16 protein-coding genes are annotated in these 16,753 nt (G+C 65.8%); 7 read left to right on the top strand and 9 right to left on the bottom strand.

The genetic code is table 11. From position 1 onward, the window contains the following. Positions 1-64: 64 nt before the first annotated feature. Positions 65-532 carry a MarR family winged helix-turn-helix transcriptional regulator gene (locus NX778_RS04285; protein ID WP_258810432.1) on the top strand — a complete coding sequence of 156 codons (468 nt, stop codon included), beginning with the start codon at positions 65-67 and terminating at the stop codon, positions 530-532. Next, positions 522-1,280 carry a class I SAM-dependent methyltransferase gene (locus NX778_RS04280; RefSeq protein WP_258810431.1) on the top strand — a complete coding sequence of 253 codons (759 nt, stop codon included), beginning with the start codon at positions 522-524 and terminating at the stop codon, positions 1,278-1,280. Before NX778_RS04285 ends, NX778_RS04280 begins: the two co-directional genes overlap by 11 nt. A gap of 18 nt (positions 1,281-1,298) precedes the next feature. Here NX778_RS04280 and NX778_RS04275 read toward each other — a convergent pair whose 3' ends face one another. Continuing rightward, on the bottom strand, positions 1,299-1,727 hold the full coding sequence (locus tag NX778_RS04275; protein ID WP_258810430.1) for a (R)-mandelonitrile lyase: 429 nt from the start codon (positions 1,725-1,727) through the stop codon (positions 1,299-1,301). Positions 1,728-1,928: 201 nt separating this feature from the next. Between NX778_RS04275 and NX778_RS04270 the strand changes: the two genes are divergently transcribed. Beyond that, on the top strand, positions 1,929-3,050 hold the full coding sequence (locus tag NX778_RS04270) for an ROK family protein (protein WP_258810429.1): 1,122 nt from the start codon (positions 1,929-1,931) through the stop codon (positions 3,048-3,050). Positions 3,051-3,053: 3 nt separating this feature from the next. Here the strand turns inward: NX778_RS04270 and NX778_RS04265 are convergent, their stop codons facing one another. The 4 genes from NX778_RS04265 to uraH form a co-directional block, all read right to left on the bottom strand. Next, complete coding sequence (locus NX778_RS04265) at positions 3,054-3,896, bottom strand: outer envelope protein (RefSeq protein WP_258810428.1); 843 nt, start codon at positions 3,894-3,896, stop codon at positions 3,054-3,056. Next, positions 3,893-5,416, bottom strand: coding sequence for a nucleobase:cation symporter-2 family protein (locus NX778_RS04260; protein ID WP_258810427.1), 1,524 nt, complete (start codon positions 5,414-5,416; stop codon positions 3,893-3,895). The genes NX778_RS04265 and NX778_RS04260 overlap by 4 nt, the downstream gene beginning before the upstream one ends. Before the next feature lie 107 nt (positions 5,417-5,523). Further along, on the bottom strand, positions 5,524-6,783 hold the full coding sequence (locus tag NX778_RS04255) for a urate hydroxylase PuuD (protein WP_258810426.1): 1,260 nt from the start codon (positions 6,781-6,783) through the stop codon (positions 5,524-5,526). A gap of 190 nt (positions 6,784-6,973) precedes the next feature. Beyond that, positions 6,974-7,333, bottom strand: a complete 360-nt coding sequence (gene uraH / locus NX778_RS04250; RefSeq protein WP_258810425.1) for a hydroxyisourate hydrolase — start codon at positions 7,331-7,333, stop codon at positions 6,974-6,976. Positions 7,334-7,414: 81 nt separating this feature from the next. Here uraH and NX778_RS04245 point away from each other — a divergent pair, with 81 nt between their 5' ends. Genes NX778_RS04245 through NX778_RS04230 form a run of 4 tightly spaced genes read left to right on the top strand, consistent with a single transcriptional unit; the run spans position 7,415 to position 12,153 of the window. Then, positions 7,415-8,179, top strand: a complete 765-nt coding sequence (locus NX778_RS04245; RefSeq protein ID WP_258810424.1) for a GntR family transcriptional regulator — start codon at positions 7,415-7,417, stop codon at positions 8,177-8,179. 19 nt (positions 8,180-8,198) lie between these two features. Continuing rightward, entirely contained in the window at positions 8,199-9,143 is a 945-nt protein-coding gene (puuE, locus tag NX778_RS04240; RefSeq protein WP_258810423.1) for an allantoinase PuuE, read from the top strand. Between the two features lie 2 nt (positions 9,144-9,145). Continuing rightward, entirely contained in the window at positions 9,146-10,921 is a 1,776-nt protein-coding gene (gene uraD / locus NX778_RS04235; RefSeq protein ID WP_258810422.1) for a 2-oxo-4-hydroxy-4-carboxy-5-ureidoimidazoline decarboxylase, read from the top strand. A gap of 2 nt (positions 10,922-10,923) precedes the next feature. Continuing rightward, positions 10,924-12,153 carry an ArgE/DapE family deacylase gene (locus NX778_RS04230; RefSeq protein ID WP_258810421.1) on the top strand — a complete coding sequence of 410 codons (1,230 nt, stop codon included), beginning with the start codon at positions 10,924-10,926 and terminating at the stop codon, positions 12,151-12,153. A gap of 58 nt (positions 12,154-12,211) precedes the next feature. On the opposite strand, the gene pyk is transcribed toward NX778_RS04230, so the two are convergent. From pyk to hyi, 4 genes are all read right to left on the bottom strand, one after another. Then, the gene (pyk, locus tag NX778_RS04225; protein ID WP_258810420.1) at positions 12,212-13,648 is read right to left on the bottom strand and encodes a pyruvate kinase; all 1,437 of its coding nucleotides are present in this window, start codon (positions 13,646-13,648) and stop codon (positions 12,212-12,214) included. An 87-nt stretch (positions 13,649-13,735) separates the two neighbouring features. Then, on the bottom strand, positions 13,736-14,998 hold the full coding sequence (locus NX778_RS04220; protein ID WP_258810419.1) for a glycerate kinase type-2 family protein: 1,263 nt from the start codon (positions 14,996-14,998) through the stop codon (positions 13,736-13,738). 44 nt (positions 14,999-15,042) lie between these two features. Beyond that, on the bottom strand, positions 15,043-15,933 hold the full coding sequence (locus NX778_RS04215; RefSeq protein WP_258810418.1) for a 2-hydroxy-3-oxopropionate reductase: 891 nt from the start codon (positions 15,931-15,933) through the stop codon (positions 15,043-15,045). A 34-nt stretch (positions 15,934-15,967) separates the two neighbouring features. Then, entirely contained in the window at positions 15,968-16,750 is a 783-nt protein-coding gene (gene hyi, locus NX778_RS04210) for a hydroxypyruvate isomerase (RefSeq protein WP_258810417.1), read from the bottom strand. Between the last annotated feature and the right edge of the window lie 3 nt (positions 16,751-16,753).

Genomic DNA, 16,753 nt, shown 5'->3' with positions numbered 1-16,753 from the left:
ACGTTTGAATGTACATTAGTTCTAATGTATTATCCCGCGCATGGATTCCAGACAAGCGCCCGGCTTGGGTGAACTGCTGCGCTACGTCGGCGACCTCGTCGAACAGGGAGCTGAGGAGCACTATCGATCGATGAGCCTGAATTACCGGGCTCGTTATACGCCTGTGCTGCGCGCGCTTGTCTCCGGCGCGCAGACCGTCACCGACATCACCGAACGTACCCGCCTGACCCAGGGGGCAATCAGCCAGACCGTCGGACTGCTGGAAACGGACGGCTACATCACACGCCGCGCGCTCGACGACGCCCGCAAGAGCGCCATCCAGCTGACCCCATCGGGCCGCGCACTGGTTCGCAAACTCGACCGCCACTGGGCCGCGACCTTCGAGGCCATTGCCGCTCTGGAGAAAGAAATCGGCCACCCACTACGCCACGCGCTCGAAGCTGCAGCCTCTGCGCTCGAGCGTGAAGACTTTTCCGCGCGGCTCACCGCGGCGAAGGCCAGGCTCAAAGGAGAACAAGCAGATGACAAGTAATGCCCAGCCCGCACGCAACTGGTTCGACGAAGGTGGCCGCGCCTACGCGCGCTTCCGGCCGGAATATCCGCGCCAGCTCGCCGAATTCCTCGCTTCGGTAGCGCCGGACAGCGAGCTCGCCGTCGACGTTGGCTGTGGCAATGGCCAGCTGACCCAACTGCTCGCGCCCTACTTCAGCCGCGTGGTCGGCCTCGACCCCAGCGCCGACCAGATCGCGAACGCGATCCCCAACGAACGCATCGATTACCGCGTCGCGCCCGCCGAACACCTTCCGGTCGCGGATTCCAGCACAAGCCTGATCACCGCGGCGCAAGCCGCCCACTGGTTCGACCTGCCCGCGTTCTACGGCGGAGTGCGCCGCATCGGCCGGCCGGACGCGGTGGTGGCCCTCGTCAGCTACGGCGTGCTCAAGCCGGAACCGGAACTCGCTGCGCGCTTCCAGAAGTTCTACACGGACGAAATCGGACCGTACTGGCCGCCGGAGCGCAAGCTGGTCGATTCCGGCTACGCAACGATTGAATTCCCATTCGACGAGTTCGCCGCCCCGGCGCTGGAGATCAAGCTCGAATGGCACCTGTCCGAATTCATCGGCTATCTGCTGACCTGGTCGGCCGTGCGCAGCGCCAGGGAAGCGGGCCGCGAGGACCTGCTCATCAATTTCGCCAACGACATTGCGCAGCTGTGGGGAGAGCCCAACCACAAGCGCACGGTCAGGTGGCCCATCAATATGCGCATCGGGCGCTTATGATGGCATCGCGGGCGGGTTTCAGTGCCCGCAATCCACGCCGGCGGCGGGCGGTCCTGCGAGATATTCCTCGTCCGTCACCTTATCCATCCACACCACGGCCACCCCATCGAGCGCTTCCTGAATCGCAGTGTGGGTCATCGACGTGGTCGGCGTCGCGCCATGCCAGTGCTTGTGGCCCGGCGGGCACCAGATGACGTCGCCCGCACGGATCTCGACGATCGGGCCGCCTTCGCACTGGGTCCAGCCGCAACCGGCCGTCACCACCAGCGTCTGTCCCAGCGGATGCGTATGCCATGCCGAGCGCGCGCCCGGCTCGAAAGTGACGCTCGCGACCGAGGTACGTGCCGGCGGCGGAGGCGAGTTCAAGGGATCGATCCTCACGTTGCCGGTAAATGTCGCTTCCGCGCCCTTGATCGAAGGCTGGGAGCCCACACGTTTCAGTTCCATATCTGTCCTTAATTGTTTGCTGGCGCGAACTCGCGCTCTACGATGCCTGTCAGTGTAAGCAAGATCGCCGCACGCATTAAGTGGACAAACCCGCATGGGCTCATGAATCGAATTCATGAATCGCCACCGCAAAAAAAAGCTGGCCAAACCGCCAGCTTCGGACTAACCTGATAACGTTCACACAGATCGGGGGCGATGATCATGCTTTCTCCTTCCAAGCTGACCGATAACCCTTGGCAAGCGCTGGGCGCGACGCACGCCGATACGACGGCGCGCCTGGACGGCGTTGCCCCAAACAGCCTGGGCCGGACGCCGGCCAGCCTCTTCCACAGGGACTCGTGGAGCGCATACGCCAGGATCCTGCGCCGCGCGTCGCCGCACCGGCCCGATCTCTGCTACGGCATCGAGATCGGCACCGCGAACATGAAGCTGGCGGCCTGCGATGCCGGCGGGGCCGTCCAGTACAGCGAACGCGTGGACACGGCCGGCTTCAGCTTCGACGAGATTGTCGACGCCGTCTGTGACCTGGTCGGCGCGGCCGATAGCGCGTTGGCGACCAAGGCCCCGCTGGGACTGGCCGTGCCTGGCATTGTCGACAGCGCCACCGGCCTCCATCAGACAGCAAATCTCGCCTGCCTGCGTGGACGAACGCTGCTGCCCCTGTTACGCGCCCGTCTGAACCGGACCATCACGCTCGGCAATGACTGCCACTGCTTCGCCTTGTCCGAAGCCCATGGTGGCGCGGGAGCCGGGCAGCCCAGCCTGTTCGGCCTGATCCTCGGCGCCGGCGCCGGTGCCGGCTACGTGGTCGATGGCCGCCTGGTCCTCGGACGCAACCGCGCGGCCGGAGAATGGGGCCACTGGCCGCTGGCGCCGGCGCTGCTGGCCCGCTACGGCCTGCGCTCCCTGCCCTGTCCCTGTGGCGCCTCGGCCTGCCTGGAACGCTACCTGGCCGCTCCTGGCCTGCGCCATCTCCATGCATACCAGATCGGCGAGGCCGATGTCCCGCTCGACGCCCTCGTCAAGCGCAGCGATGCCGGCGACAGCATCGCGCGGGCCAGCCTGGCGCTGCACGCGGAGCTGCTCGGCGCCGCCATCGCCCACATCGTACTGGCCTACGATCCCCACGTGATCGTGCTCGGCGGCGAACTGTCGCGGATGAGCCACTTATACAAGGACGTGCCCGACGCGGTACGGGCGCACCTGATGCCCGGCCTGCAGGCGCCGCCCATTTTGCCTTCCCACTTCGGAGATACGGGCGGCGCGCGCGGCGCTGCCCTGCTGGTGCGCCAGTACCTGCCCGCCAGCCTAGAACTAAGCTGACGCTCAGAACGTGTACTGGGCCTTAACCATCGGCGTACGCGCGGTCGCGCCAACGATATTGTGGCCATCGTTGCCGAACTTGTTCTTCCAGTACTGGTAAGCCACGCCGGCGCGGAAGCGCTTCGGTTTCGCATTGAACAGCGAGCCAACGTCGTACATCAGCTGCATGTCGATATTGGTTTCCGGCGCCGTATCGCGCCCGAACTCGTTCTTGCCCTTGGCCGCGATGAAGTTGGCATACCCTTCGAATGACAGTTTGGTCGAGCCCAGCGGGAAGGCCCACACCGCGCCCAGCATCGGGTGGGTGTCATAGCGATAGCGCGGCGTGCTGACCTGGGTGAAGGTGCTGTACGGCGCGTTGCTCTCCCACAGCGCGTACACGCCGACATTGAGCAGTCCCGGCACGTCGAACATCAGCGTCGGCCCCAGCACCAGCATCCGCTTCTTCGAGTTGTAGCCGGCGTCGACCTTGGTGTTCACGTCGAAGCCGCCGGTCAGCCCGACGTCCTTGACCGGCCCGAAGCGGACCGGTGCACCGCTCACCTTGCCCCACTCGACCGTGTTGCGGTAGACCACGTAGAATTCCTGGGCGCCGCTGCTCGCGCCTTTCGACGACGGGTCGGTCTTGTCCGACAGCAGAATGTCGAGGTTCACGAAATTGCTGCCGTAGGTATAGCCGCTTGCGTGGGTGAACTGGATGATGTCCTTGTGGATGTCGTTCGGGTTGAACGGCTCCGCGAAGCTGTTACCGACACGATAAGCGATCGAGGTGTCGCTCCAGTCCGCGGCAAAACTTGCCGACACGACGCCAGCGATCAGGGTCATTGCGATAACTGCGCGCTTCATGCTTTGCTTCCTTGTGCGATCGAATGTTCAACGCCTGCTTCCTCGTGGTGCGCCTCGGCGACGGCATCGCCGGCGCCATTGAAGAACAGGTTCAATGCCACAGCCGCGACGGCGGTGAGCAGGATGCCGGATTCCAGCAGCGGATGCAGCTCGTGCGACATCTGCTGGGCCCAGTGCGGGGCGACCAGCGGCACCAGGCCGAAGCCGATCGACAGCGCCACGATGTAGAGGTTGAAGCGGTTGCTGCGGAAGTCGACGCGGGTCAGGATGCGGATGCCCGCCGCCGCCACCATGCCGAACATGACCAGGCCGGCGCCGCCCAACACAAACTGCGGGATCGACTCGACCGCAGCGGCCATCTTCGGCAGCATGCCGAGCACGATCATGATCATGCCGCCGGTCGCGCAGACCCAGCGGCTCTTCACGCCGGTCACGGCCACCAGCCCAACGTTCTGCGAGAAGCTGGTGTGCGGGAAGGTGTTGAAGATACCGCCGAGCAGTGTCCCGAGGCCATCCGTGCGCAGGCCGGCCGCCAGTTGCGTCTGGTCGATCTTCTTTCCGGTCAGTTCGGACAGCGCCAGGAACATGCCGGCGGATTCGATCATCACCACCAGCATCACGACCGCCAGCGTCAGGATCATGACGATATCGAAGGTCGGCATGCCGAACGCAAAGGGCGTCACCACGTCGAACCAGTTTGCTTTGGCGACCTTCTCGAAGTGCATTTTTCCAGTCGCGTAAGCCACCGTGCAACCAGCCAGCATGCCAAGCAGCACCGAGATATTGCAGATGAAGCCGCGGGCGTACTTGACGAGGCCCAGCACCACCAGCAGCACGAACCCGGCGATCGCCATATTGTCCAGTGCGCCGTAAGACGGGTTGGCAACCATCGGGATCGGACCGGCGAGCTTGACGGCGGGCGCCACCGCGCCGGGCGGCAAGGCCGCAGCCGCCTGCGCGGCGCCGGCCTTGGCGGCATCGACCATGGTAACCAGCTTGGCCGTGTCCACCACCTGGGCCATACCGTCCGGCCCGCCCATGGCCCAGCCCACGCCGACCCGCATCAGGCTCACGCCGATCACGAGGATGATGCTGCCGGTGACGACTGGTGGAAAGTAGCGCAGCATCCTGCTCATCAGCGGAGCGAACAGGACCGCCAGCGCACCGGCGCCGATGCCGGCCCCGAAGATCGCCCGCGCCCCGTCGACGCCCGGCACGGCATTCGCGATCGCGACCATCGGCCCGACCGCGGCAAAGGTCACGCCCATCATGACCGGCAGCTTGATGCCGAACCACGACGTCAGGCCCAGCGACTGGATCAGCGTCACGAGTCCACAGCAGAACAGGTCCGCCGAAATCAGCATGGTCACTTGTTCCGGCGACAGCTTCAGCGCACGCCCGACGATCAAGGGCACCGCAATGGCGCCGGCATACATCACGAGAACGTGCTGCAGCCCGAGTGCCGAGAGTCGCCCGAAAGGCAGCCTCTCGTCCACCGGATGGTGGCTTGGATGGTTCATGTTTGTCTCCTGTTTATTGTTGAAGCATTTCTGAAACCAAATGTGCTGCTTTTCTTTTTATCGTGGCGTGGGACGTGCGGGGCCGTCCGGGACGCCGTCCCCGGTGTTTATTCGACGTGCGCGCCCTCCTCGTACCAGCGCTTGATCAGCTCGCGCTCGGCAGGCGTGATCTGGGTCGCGTTATTCAGCGGCATGGTCTTGAGTACGGCCGCCTGCTGGTACATCTGCTGCGCATGCTGCTTGATGGTGGCCGGGGAATCGAAGGAGATGCCCTTGCTCTGCAGCTGCGCGTTGTGGCACATCGCGCAGCGCTGGTCGACCACACCCTTGAGTTGCTGGAAGCTGACCGGCTGGATCGCGGCAGCGGCGGCAGGCATGGTTGCGGCTTGCGCGGTGCCGGCAGCCGGTGCGGCAGCTACGGTCGGCGCGACCGGCTCCGGCGCCGGCGCCAGCCAGACCACCATCGCGAGCAGCACGGCGACGCCCACCGCGGCATGTTCCCAGGGAGCGCGCTTGCCGTGCACATGGGCCTTGTGGCGCGCCACGAAGCTGTGGCGGATCAGCGCGCCGGCCAGCATCAGCAGCACCAGCGCCACCCAGTTGTTGGCGCCAGAGTAGAGCCAGCCGTAGTGGTTGGACAGCATGGCGACCAGCACCGGCAAGGTGAAATAGGTGTTGTGCACACTGCGCTGCTTGCCACGCCAGCCATAAACCGGATCGACCGGCTGGCCCGCCTTGAGTTGTGCCACCACCTTGCGCTGCCCGGGAATGATCCAGAAGAACACGTTGGCGCTCATGGTCGTCGCCAGCATCGCGCCGACCAGCAGGAACGCGGCCCGTCCGGCAAACAGGTGGCAGGCCAGCCACGCAGCGAAGACCACGCAGGCAAACACGCAGGCGCCAACGATCAGGTCGCCATTCTTCTTGCGGCCAAAGCTACGGCAGATCGTGTCGTAGATAAACCAGAACGCGACGAGGAAACCGATCGCGCCGGCAACCGCCGCGCCCGGCGACCAGTCATGGACGGTCTTGTCGACCATGAACATGCCGGCATTGAACAGGTACAGCACGGTGAACAAGCCGAAACCCGACAGCCACGTCGCGTAGCTTTCCCAATAGAACCAGTGAAGCTTGTCCGGCATGGCCTTCGGCGCCACCAGGTATTTCTGCGGATGGTAGAAACCGCCGCCGTGCACCGCCCATAGTTCGCCGTCGACGCCCTTTTTCACCAGGTCGGGAGCGGTCGGCTTTTCGAGGGAGTTGTCGAGAAATACAAAATAAAACGATGCGCCGATCCAGGCGACCGCAGTAATGACGTGGGTCCAGCGCAGGAGCAGGTTTACCCAGTCGAGCAGATAGGCTTCCATAGAACCTCAAAGCGAAAAGAAAGTACAGCTCGGCTGTACGATCCCTTCACCACAGCGGGCTCTGTGAGGGGCTGGATATCGCAAACATCATCGGGGGATTAATCCGACGGGCTCCGCGGCGACACGATCTTACTGTATACGATTCTTTTGAATCTGGATATTTATTTTTTGATTTTTTGTGGCCGGGTTTTCACGACCCGCGATAGGTCGAGTAGGCCCAGGGGCTGACCAGCAGCGGTACATGATAGTGCCCTGCCACGTCGGCGATCCCGAAGTCGATCGGCACCTCATCGAGGAAGGCCGGCTGCGGCAATGCCACGCCACGCTCGCTGAAGTACTTCGCCACCGAGAATACAAGGCGATAGCAGCCCACAGCCATCGTCTCGGCATTGAGAAGCGGGCCGCCGTCAGCGCGTCCGTCCGCATTCAAAGTGAGCGTCCTGATGGTTCTGGGGGCGCCGTCTTCGCCCATGGCTTGCAGGGTGACGCGCATGCCGGCGGCTGGGCAGCCGTGCATCAGGTCGAGTACGTGGGTGCTGAGATGTCCCATTGTGTTCCTTTCGTTGGCGGGTTCAGATTGCATACACTTTTTATTTTCAACTTCGAAAAAAGTGTATACAATCCAGTACCGATGTCAACCACTTTTACGACCATGACCCGCTCCCGCACTCCGCTCAAGATCGTCGCGCCCGATTCTGATGCACCGGTGCACGCCGTCACGCCGAACGCCGCCCCGGCCGCCAGCGCGACGCAGCGCATCGTCGACTCGATCACCGACGCCATCGCCCACCGCCGCCTGATGCCGGGCACCAAGCTGTCCGAGCAAAAGATCGGCGACATCTTCCAGGTCTCGCGCACGGTGGTGCGCCAGGCCTTCAACCAGCTTAGCCGCGACCGGCTGGTGGTGCTGGAACCGGCGCGCGGCGCCTTCATCGCCACCCCGACCGCCGAGGAAGCACGTGATGTGTTCGAAACCCGTGCCATCCTTGAAACCGCCGTCACCCGCCAATTGTGCCCGGTGATCACGGACGCCCAGATCGCCCAGCTGCACGAACACCTCGCGCTCGAACGCGCCGCCGTGGAGAACGTCCACGTCGAGGGCCGCACCCGCCTGCTGGGTGACTTCCACCTGGTGCTGGCGCAGATGGTCGGCAACCAGGTGCTGGTGCAGATGCTGAGCGAACTGCTGACGCGTTCTTCGCTGATCGCGCTGATGCGCCAGTCCTCGCAGTCGGCGGAAGAGTCGCTGGCAGAGCACGTGGCGATCGTTGACGCTTTCGAACGGCGCGACGTCAAGGCGGCGGTGCGCCTGGTCAGCAAGCACCTGAGCAATGTGCAGGCCAACCTCGACCTCGACCCGCAGCGCGTCGACCTGGCCCAGATCCTTCAACGCTGATCCTGAAGAGAGAGACATCATGAATCCAAGCTACCCGCGCGACCTGCGCGGCTACGGTCCGCAAGCGCCGCACGCCGACTGGCCGGACAACGCCCGCGTCGCCGTGCAGTTCGTCCTCAATTACGAAGAGGGCGGCGAGAACTGCGTGCTGCACGGCGACGCCGGCAGCGAGCAATTCCTGTCCGAGATGTTCAATCCGGCCGCCTTCCCCGATCGGCACCTGAGCATGGAGAGCATCTACGAGTATGGCTCGCGCGTCGGCGTCTGGCGCATCCTGCGCGAATTCGAGCGGCGCGGCCTGCCGCTCACGATCTTCGGCGTCGGCATGGCGCTCGAACGCAGCCCCGAAGTCACCGCCGCATTCAAGGAACTGGGCCACGAAATCGCCTGCCACGGCTGGCGCTGGATCAGCTACCAGAACGTCGACGAGGCCACCGAACGCGCCGACATGGCGCGCGCCATGGAGTCGATCACCCGCCAGACGGGCGAACGCCCGCTCGGCTGGTACACGGGACGCGACAGCCCCAACACGCGCCGCCTGGTGGCGGACTTCGGCGGATTCGAATACGACAGCGACTATTACGGCGACGACCTGCCGTTCTGGCTCAAGGTGCGCAAGACCGACGGCTCGCAAGCGCCGCAGCTGGTGGTGCCCTACACGCTCGACTGCAACGACATGCGCTTCGCGCTGCCGCAGGGCTTCTCGCACGGCGACCCGTTCTTCGAATACCTGCGCGACGCATTCGACGTGCACTACGAAGAAGGCGCCGACCGCCCCGCGATGATGAGCATCGGGATGCACTGCCGCCTGCTCGGCCGCCCCGGCCGCTTCCGCGCGCTGCAGCGCTTCCTCGACCACATCGAGCGTCACGACCGCGTGTGGGTAGCCCGCCGCATCGACATCGCGCGCCACTGGAAGCGCGCGCATCCCTACAACCCGGACACCGCATTCGCGTGGGAGTAAGCATGCTGACCCTTGAACGCCTCAACGCCGCCGACGAAGCGCAATTCACCGCGCTGCTCGATGGCGTCTATGAACACTCGCCATGGATCGCGGCGCGCGCCTGGGCCGCGCGCCCCTTCGCCAGCCTCGCGCAGCTCAAGCACGCGCTGGTGCAGGCGGTCGAAACCGCGCCGAACGAAGCGAAACTGGGCCTGATTCGCGCCCACCCGGAGCTGGCCGGCAAGGCGATGGTGTCGAAGTCGCTGACCGCCGAATCCACCAACGAACAAAGCAAGGCCGGGCTCACCGACTGCACGCCGGAGGAATTTGAGACCATCCAGCGCCTGAATGCCGGCTACAACGCCAAATTCGGCTTCCCCTTCATCCTCGCGGTGCGCGGTCCGCGGGGGGCCGGGCTGCCGAAGCGCGAGATCATCGCAACCTTCGCGCGCCGCCTCGACAACGCGCCCGATTTCGAACTGGCCGAGGCGCTGCGCAACATCCACCGCATCGCCGAGATCCGCCTGGACGACAAGTTCGGAGCGGAGCCGGTGCTGGGCAACCTGGTGTGGGACTGGGCCGAGAAGCTCGCCGTCCACAGCGACCCGGGCTACGCCGAACGCGGCGAACTGTGCGTCACCTACCTCACCGACGCCCATCGCAACTGCGCCGCCCAGCTGGCGCGCTGGATGCGTGAAGACTGCGGTTTCGACGAAGTGAATATCGACGCGGTCGGGAACGTGGTCGGCGTCTACCACGGGTCCGATCCGCGTGCGCGCCGCCTGCTCACCGGCTCGCACTACGACACCGTGCGCAACGGCGGCAAATACGACGGCCGCCTCGGCATCCTGGTGCCGATGGCCTGCGTGCGCGAACTGCACCGGCAGGGCCGCCGCCTGCCGTACGGGATCGAGGTGATCGGCTTCGCGGAAGAAGAAGGCCAGCGCTACAAGGCCGTGTTCCTCGGCTCGGGCGCCCTCACCGGCCAGTTCGACCTGGCCTGGCTGGACCAGCGCGACGCCAACGGCATCACCATGCTGCATGCGATGGAAGCGGCTGGCCTGCGCATCGACGACATCCCGAAGATCAAGCGCGACCCTGCGCGTTACCTCGGCTTCGTCGAGACCCATATCGAACAGGGCCCGGTGCTCAACCAGATGAACCTGCCGCTGGGCGTGGTCAGCTCGATCAACGGCAGCGTGCGTTACCTGGGCGAGATCGTCGGCGTCGCCAGCCATGCCGGCACCACGCCGATGGCGATGCGCCGGGATGCCGCCGCAGCAGCTGCGGAACTGGTGCTGTTTGCGGAAAGGCGTGGCGCGGCCGTGCCGGACCTGGTCGCTACGGTCGGCATGCTGGAAGTACCGAACGGATCCATCAACGTCATCCCGGGCTGCTGCCGCTTCAGCCTCGACGTGCGCGCCACCACCAACGAGGTGCGCGACGCCTGCGCCCGCGACATCCGGACCGAACTGGCCGCCATCTGCGAACGCCGCGGCGTCCAGTTCGCGCTGGAAGAAACGATGCGCGCTGCTGCCGCGCCCTGCGCGCCCGAATGGCGCCAGCGCTGGGAGCGGGCGGTGGAATCGCTCGGTCTTCCGGTCTTCCACATGCCCAGCGGCGCCGGCCACGACGCCATGATGATGCACCAGATGATGCCGCAGGCGATGCTGTTCCTGCGCGGCCTGAATGCCGGCATCAGCCACAACCCGCTTGAATCGATCACCAACGACGACGCCGAACTATGCGTGCGCGCCTTCCAGACCCTGCTTGACCAACTTGCCACGGACCCGACCTGATCATGACTACTCCCTACGATACCCTCGACGCCTGGATCGACGCCCACTTCGACGAAGAAGTCCGCTTTCTGCAGGAACTGGTGCGCGTTCCGACCGACACCCCGCCCGGGAACAACGCGCCCCACGCGGAGCGCACCGCCCAGCTGCTGAATGAATTCGGCTTTGAAGCGGAGCAGCACGCGGTGCCGGCGCGAACGGTCCATGACGCAGGGCTGGAAACGATCACCAACCTGGTCGTGCGCCGCAAATACGGCGCCGGCCGCACGGTCGGCCTGAACGCGCACGGTGACGTTGTCCCGCCGGGCGAAGGCTGGACCCATCCGCCCTACGGTGGCGAGGTCGCCGACGGCAAGCTGTATGGACGCGCCGCGGCGGTCAGCAAGTGCGATTTCGCGACCTTCACCTTCGCCACCCGCGCGCTCGAAGCGCTGGGCGCGCCGCTCAAGGGCGGCGTGGAACTCTACTTCACCTACGACGAAGAATTCGGCGGCGAACTCGGGCCGGGCTGGCTGCTGTCGCAGGGCCTGGTCAAGCCTGACCTGCTGATCGCGGCGGGCTTCAGCTACCAGGTCGTCACCGCGCACAACGGCTGCCTGCAAATGGAAGTGACCGTGCACGGCAAGATGGGACACGCCGCGGTGCCGGAGACCGGCGTCGACGCGCTACAAGCAGCGACCCGCATCCTGGTCGCGCTGTACGACCAGAACCGCGTGTACAAGGAGACGCTCCGCAGCCAGGTCAAGGGCATCAACCACCCTTACCTCAACGTCGGCCTGATCCAGGGCGGCACCAATACCAACGTGGTGCCGGGAAAAGTGGTGCTCAAGCTGGACCGCCGCATGATCCCGGAGGAGAACCCGGCTGAAGTCGAAGCGGGCCTGCGCCAGCTGATCAAGGATGCGGTTGCCGGCTGCCCGGGAATCACCATCGAGATCAAGCGCCTGCTGCTGGCGAATGCGCTCAAGCCGCTGCAGGGCAACCAGCCGCTGGTGGATGCGCTATCGCGGCACGCGACTTCGGTATTCGACGAGCGGATCGAGGCCGCGGGCACGCCGCTGTACACGGATGCGCGCCTGTTCGGCGAGCAGGGTATCCCGGCCGTGCTATATGGCTGCGGGCCGCGCACGGTCTCGGAGAGCAATGCGAAGCGCGCGGACGAGCACATCGACCTGGAGGATCTGCGCCGTGCGACCAAGGTGGTGGCGCGCGCGCTGTTCGATCTGCTCGACTGATCGGCTAAATAGAGAACGTCGTTCCCGCGTTCGTGGGAACGACGTTCTCTCTTACTTGTTACTTCGGCTGCGCCAGCACATCACCGACGCGCACCACGTGCAGCAGATTGGTGCTGCCAGCCTTCCCCGACGGGAACCCGGCAACCACAACCACATCATCCTCCGGCCCGGCCAGCCCGTAGCGCACCGCCGCGCCAGCGGCATCCGCCACCATCTCACCCAAGGTATGCGCCTCCTGGAATGCCACCGGATGCACACCCCACACCACGGCCAGACGGCGCGCTATGGAAGCGCTCGGCGTCAGTGCCAGGATCGGCGTCACCGGCCGCTCGCGGCTCGCGCGCAGGCAACTGGCCCCGCTCACCGTGTACGCAACCGTAGCAGCAGGCGCCAGCAGGTTGGCGACCCGCCGCAGCGCGCAGCAGATCGCGTCCGCGGTGCTCGCCTCCGCCGGCGTATGGCTCGCCTCGAGCCCGACGCGCCAGCCCGGATCGTGCTCCACTTCGCTGATCACCTTGTCCATCACGGTCACCGCTTCGATCGGAAACTGGCCCGACGCTGATTCGGCCGATAACATCACGGCATCCGCACCTTCGTAGATTGCCGTCGCGACATCGGACACTTCGGCGCGGGTCGGCACCGGCGACGCCGTCATCGATTCGAGCATCTGCGTCGCCACCACCACGGGGCGCCCCGCCGCGCGCGACGCGTGCACGATGCGGCGCTGCAGGACCGGAACCTGCTGAGGCGGCAGTTCGACGCCAAGGTCGCCACGTGCCACCATGATGCCGTCGGCCAGCGCGACGATGTCGTCCAGTGCGTCGATCGCGGCCGGCTTCTCCAGCTTGGCCATGATCCACGCTCGGTCGCCGATCAAGGCGCGGGCCTCGCGGATATCGTCGGGTCGCTGTACGAACGACAGCGCGACCCAATCCACGCCGAGGTCCAGCCCGAACGCCAGGTCCGCGCGGTCCTTGGCGGTGAGCGGCGAAATCGGCAGCAGCACACCCGGCACGTTGACGCCCTTGCGGTCTGACAGCGGGCCACCAGTCAGCACCGTTGTCTCGGCGAAGTCAGGACCGCAGTCGTCCACGCGCAGGCGCAGCTTGCCGTCGTCCAGCAGCAGTTCGGTGCCGGCGTGGAGGGCTGCGAAGATTTCGGGGTGCGGCAGGTTGGCCCGGCTCGCGTCGCCGTCTGCCGGATCGAGGTCGAGGCGGAAGCGCTGTCCGTTCACCAGCTGGACCTTGCCGCCAGCGATGCGGCCAACACGCAGCTTCGGCCCTTGCAGGTCCATCAGGATGCCGATCGGGCGGCCGAGATCGCGCTCGACTTCACGGATCGTGGCGTAGCGCGCCGCATGGTCGTCGTGGCTGCCGTGGCTGAAGTTCAGGCGGAAAACATCGGCGCCGGCGTCGGCCAATGCGCGGATTCGTTCGTAAGTGGAGCTGGACGGGCCCAGCGTGGCAAGGATGCGGGAGCGGCGGGTGCGGAGCATGATTGATCCTGTGTCGTTTCAAGTACAGATACCGCCGTTCCCGCGCAGGGGCCGGGCGCCCCTGCGCGGGAACGACGGCCAGTCGTCTCAAGCCAGCAATATGGCCCGGAAGTCATTCACGTTGGTCAGCGTCGGCCCAGTCACCAGCGAATCCCCAAGCGCGCGGAAGAAGGAGTGGGCATCGTTATCGTCGAGACTCTCGCGCGGCGGCAGCCCGCGCGCCCACGCACGTGCGAGCGTGTCCGGCGTGATGAACGCCCCAGCCACCTCTTCAGCGCCATCGACGCCGTCCGTGTCCGCGGCCAACGCGTGAATCCCGGGCGCCGCACCAAGCGCCACAGCGAGCGCCAGCAGGAACTCGACATTGCGCCCGCCCCTGCCCTTGCCACGCACGGTCACGGTTGTCTCGCCGCCCGAGAGCAGCACGCAAGGGCGCGCCAACGGCTGGCCATGCCGCTGCGCCTGCAGCGCAATCCCCGCCATGACCTTCGCCACTTCACGCGCCTCGCCCTCGATACTGTCGCCGAGGATCATCGGCGTTACGCCGGCGGCGCGCGCGACTTCAGCCGCTGCCTCAAGCGCCATCTGCGGCGATGCGATCAGGTGGGTGACGATGTTCGCCGTGCGCGGGTCACCGGGTTTGACAGTTTCGCCAGCACCGCTCTCCAGCAACCGCCTCGCGCCAGGCGGCAGTTCGACGCCATAGCGCCGCACCACTTCCAAGGCATCGGCGCAGGTGGTCGAATCAGGCACTGTCGGCCCGGATGCGATATCGGCGGGATTATCGCCAGGGACGTCGGAGATCAGCAGGTTGAGCACACGCGCCGGATGGCAAGCCGCCGCCAAGCGCCCTCCTTTGATCGCTGACAGGTGGCGCCGCACGCAGTTCATCTCGGTGATGCTCGCGCCGCAGGCCAGCAGCGCGCGGTTTATGGCCTGCTTGTCCTCCAGCGTGACACCCTCGCCCGGCAGCGGCAGCAGCGACGAACCGCCGCCCGAGATCAGGCAGATGACGAGGTCTTCCTGCCCAAGTCCCTGCACCATGCGCAGCATGCGCCGGGCTGCCTCGCGTCCGGCCGCATCGGGAACCGGATGCGCAGCCTCGACGATCTCGATGCGCTCGCACGGCACCGCGTAGCCATAACGCGTGACCACCAGGCCGCTGAGCGGTCCCGGCCAGTTGCGCTCCAGCGCCTGCGCCATCGCAGCCGAGGCCTTGCCGGCGCCGAGCACGATGGTCCGGCCTTTCGGCGGCGAAGGCAAGTACAGCGGAATGCGGCGGTGCGGCTGGGCCGCGTCGACCGCGGCGTTGAACATCTCCCGGAGCAGTTCGCGGGGTGTACTCGTCATCGTTCTCTCCTCATGCGCGCGGTGCGCCGGTGGCCCGGCGCTGTTCAGGCTTCCTGGCCGATCTCGAAATTGGCCATGATCTCCAGCGCGCGCACCATGGCCGAGTGATCCCAGCCACCGCCGTCATGCGCCGCGCAGGTGTTGAACAGCTCCTGCGCGGTCGCGGTATTCGGCAACGCCACGCCGAGCTGGCGCCCTGTGGTCAGCGCCAGATTCAGGTCCTTGCGATGCAGGTCGATGCGGAATCCCGGCGCGAAGCTACGCTTGATCATACGCTCACCATGCACCTCCAGGATGCGCGAGGACGCAAAGCCGCCCATCAGCGCCTCGCGCACGCGAGCCGGATCAGCGCCTGCTTTGGCCGCCAGCAGCAGCGCTTCGCCCACCGCCTCGATCGTCAGCGCGACGATGATCTGGTTGGCGACCTTGGTGATCTGGCCGTCGCCATTGCCGCCCACGAGCGTGACGTTCTTACCCATCAGCTGGAATAGCGGCCTGACCGTGGCGAAGGCCGCCTCGCTGCCGCCGACCATGATGGTCAGGCTGGCGGCCTTGGCGCCGACCTCGCCGCCGGACACCGGCGCATCGAGGTATTCGCAGCCCAGTTCATTGATGCGGCGCGCGAAGTCCTTGGTGGCGACCGGCGAGATCGAGCTCATGTCGATCACGATCTTGCCGGCGCTGAGGCCCGCCGCAACGCCGTTGGCGCTGAACAGCACGTCCTCGACATGCGGCGTGTCCGGCACCATGACGATGATCACGTCGGACTTCGCCGCCACGTCGGCGCCGTTGGCGCACACGTTTGCGCCTGCCTCGACCAGCGCCGAAGGCATCGGGCCTTGCGTGTAGGTGAACAGCGTGTGGCCGTTTGCGGCGAGATGTCCCGCCATCGGGGCGCCCATGATGCCCAGTCCAATGAAACCGATGTTAGCCATAGAATCCTCCATATCGTTGTCTTTAATCGTGATGTCACTGCGCGTTCAGCGCTTCGATCCAGCCCAGCCCCGCCTGGGTCGTCCCGGCGGGCTTGTATTCGCAGCCGATCCAGCCGTCGTAGCCGAGTTGGTCGATGTGGCGGAACAGCCAGGGGTAGTTGAGCTCCCCGGTGCCCGGCTCATGCCGGCCCGGATTGTCGGCCAGCTGGATATGGGCGATGCGCTGCAGGTTGCGGGCAAGCGTGTTCCCGATCTCGCCCTCCATACGCTGCGCATGGTAGATGTCGTACTGCAGGTACAAGTTGTCGGAGCCGACCACTTCGATCAGGTCCAATGCCTGCGCCGTGCGGCTGAGGTAGAAGCCGGGGATATCGAAGGTATTGATCGGTTCGACCAGCAGCCGGATCCCCGCCTGTTTCAGCGCGCCGGCCGCGAAGCGCAGGTTGTCGACCACGGTGCGACGCACAGCCTCCGGATCGGCGTCCGCCGGCGTGATCCCGACCAGGCAATTCAGCTGGCGGCAACCAAGCGCCATTGCGTACTCGATCGCGCGGCCAACGCCGTCCTGGAACTCGCCCTCGCGGCCCGGATGGCAGCCGATGCCACGCTCGCCCTTGTCCCAGTCGCCGGCCGGCAGGTTGTGCAGGACCTGCGTCAGGCCATTGCGGTCCAGGCGCTCGGCCAGCGCTTCCTTCTCGAACGAATACGGGAACAAGTACTCCACTCCCCTGAAGCCGGCGGCGCGCGCGGCCTCGAAGCGTTCGAGGAAGGGCAATTCGTTGAACAGCATCGTCAGGTTGGCTGCGAATCTTGGCATGGC

The sequence above is a fragment of the Massilia terrae genome (genome assembly GCF_024753145.1).
Taxonomy (GTDB): Bacteria; Pseudomonadota; Gammaproteobacteria; order Burkholderiales; family Burkholderiaceae_D; genus Telluria; species Telluria terrae.
The sequence above is the reverse complement of the archived record's forward strand: the minus strand, read 5'-3'. Positions and strand labels throughout refer to the sequence as shown.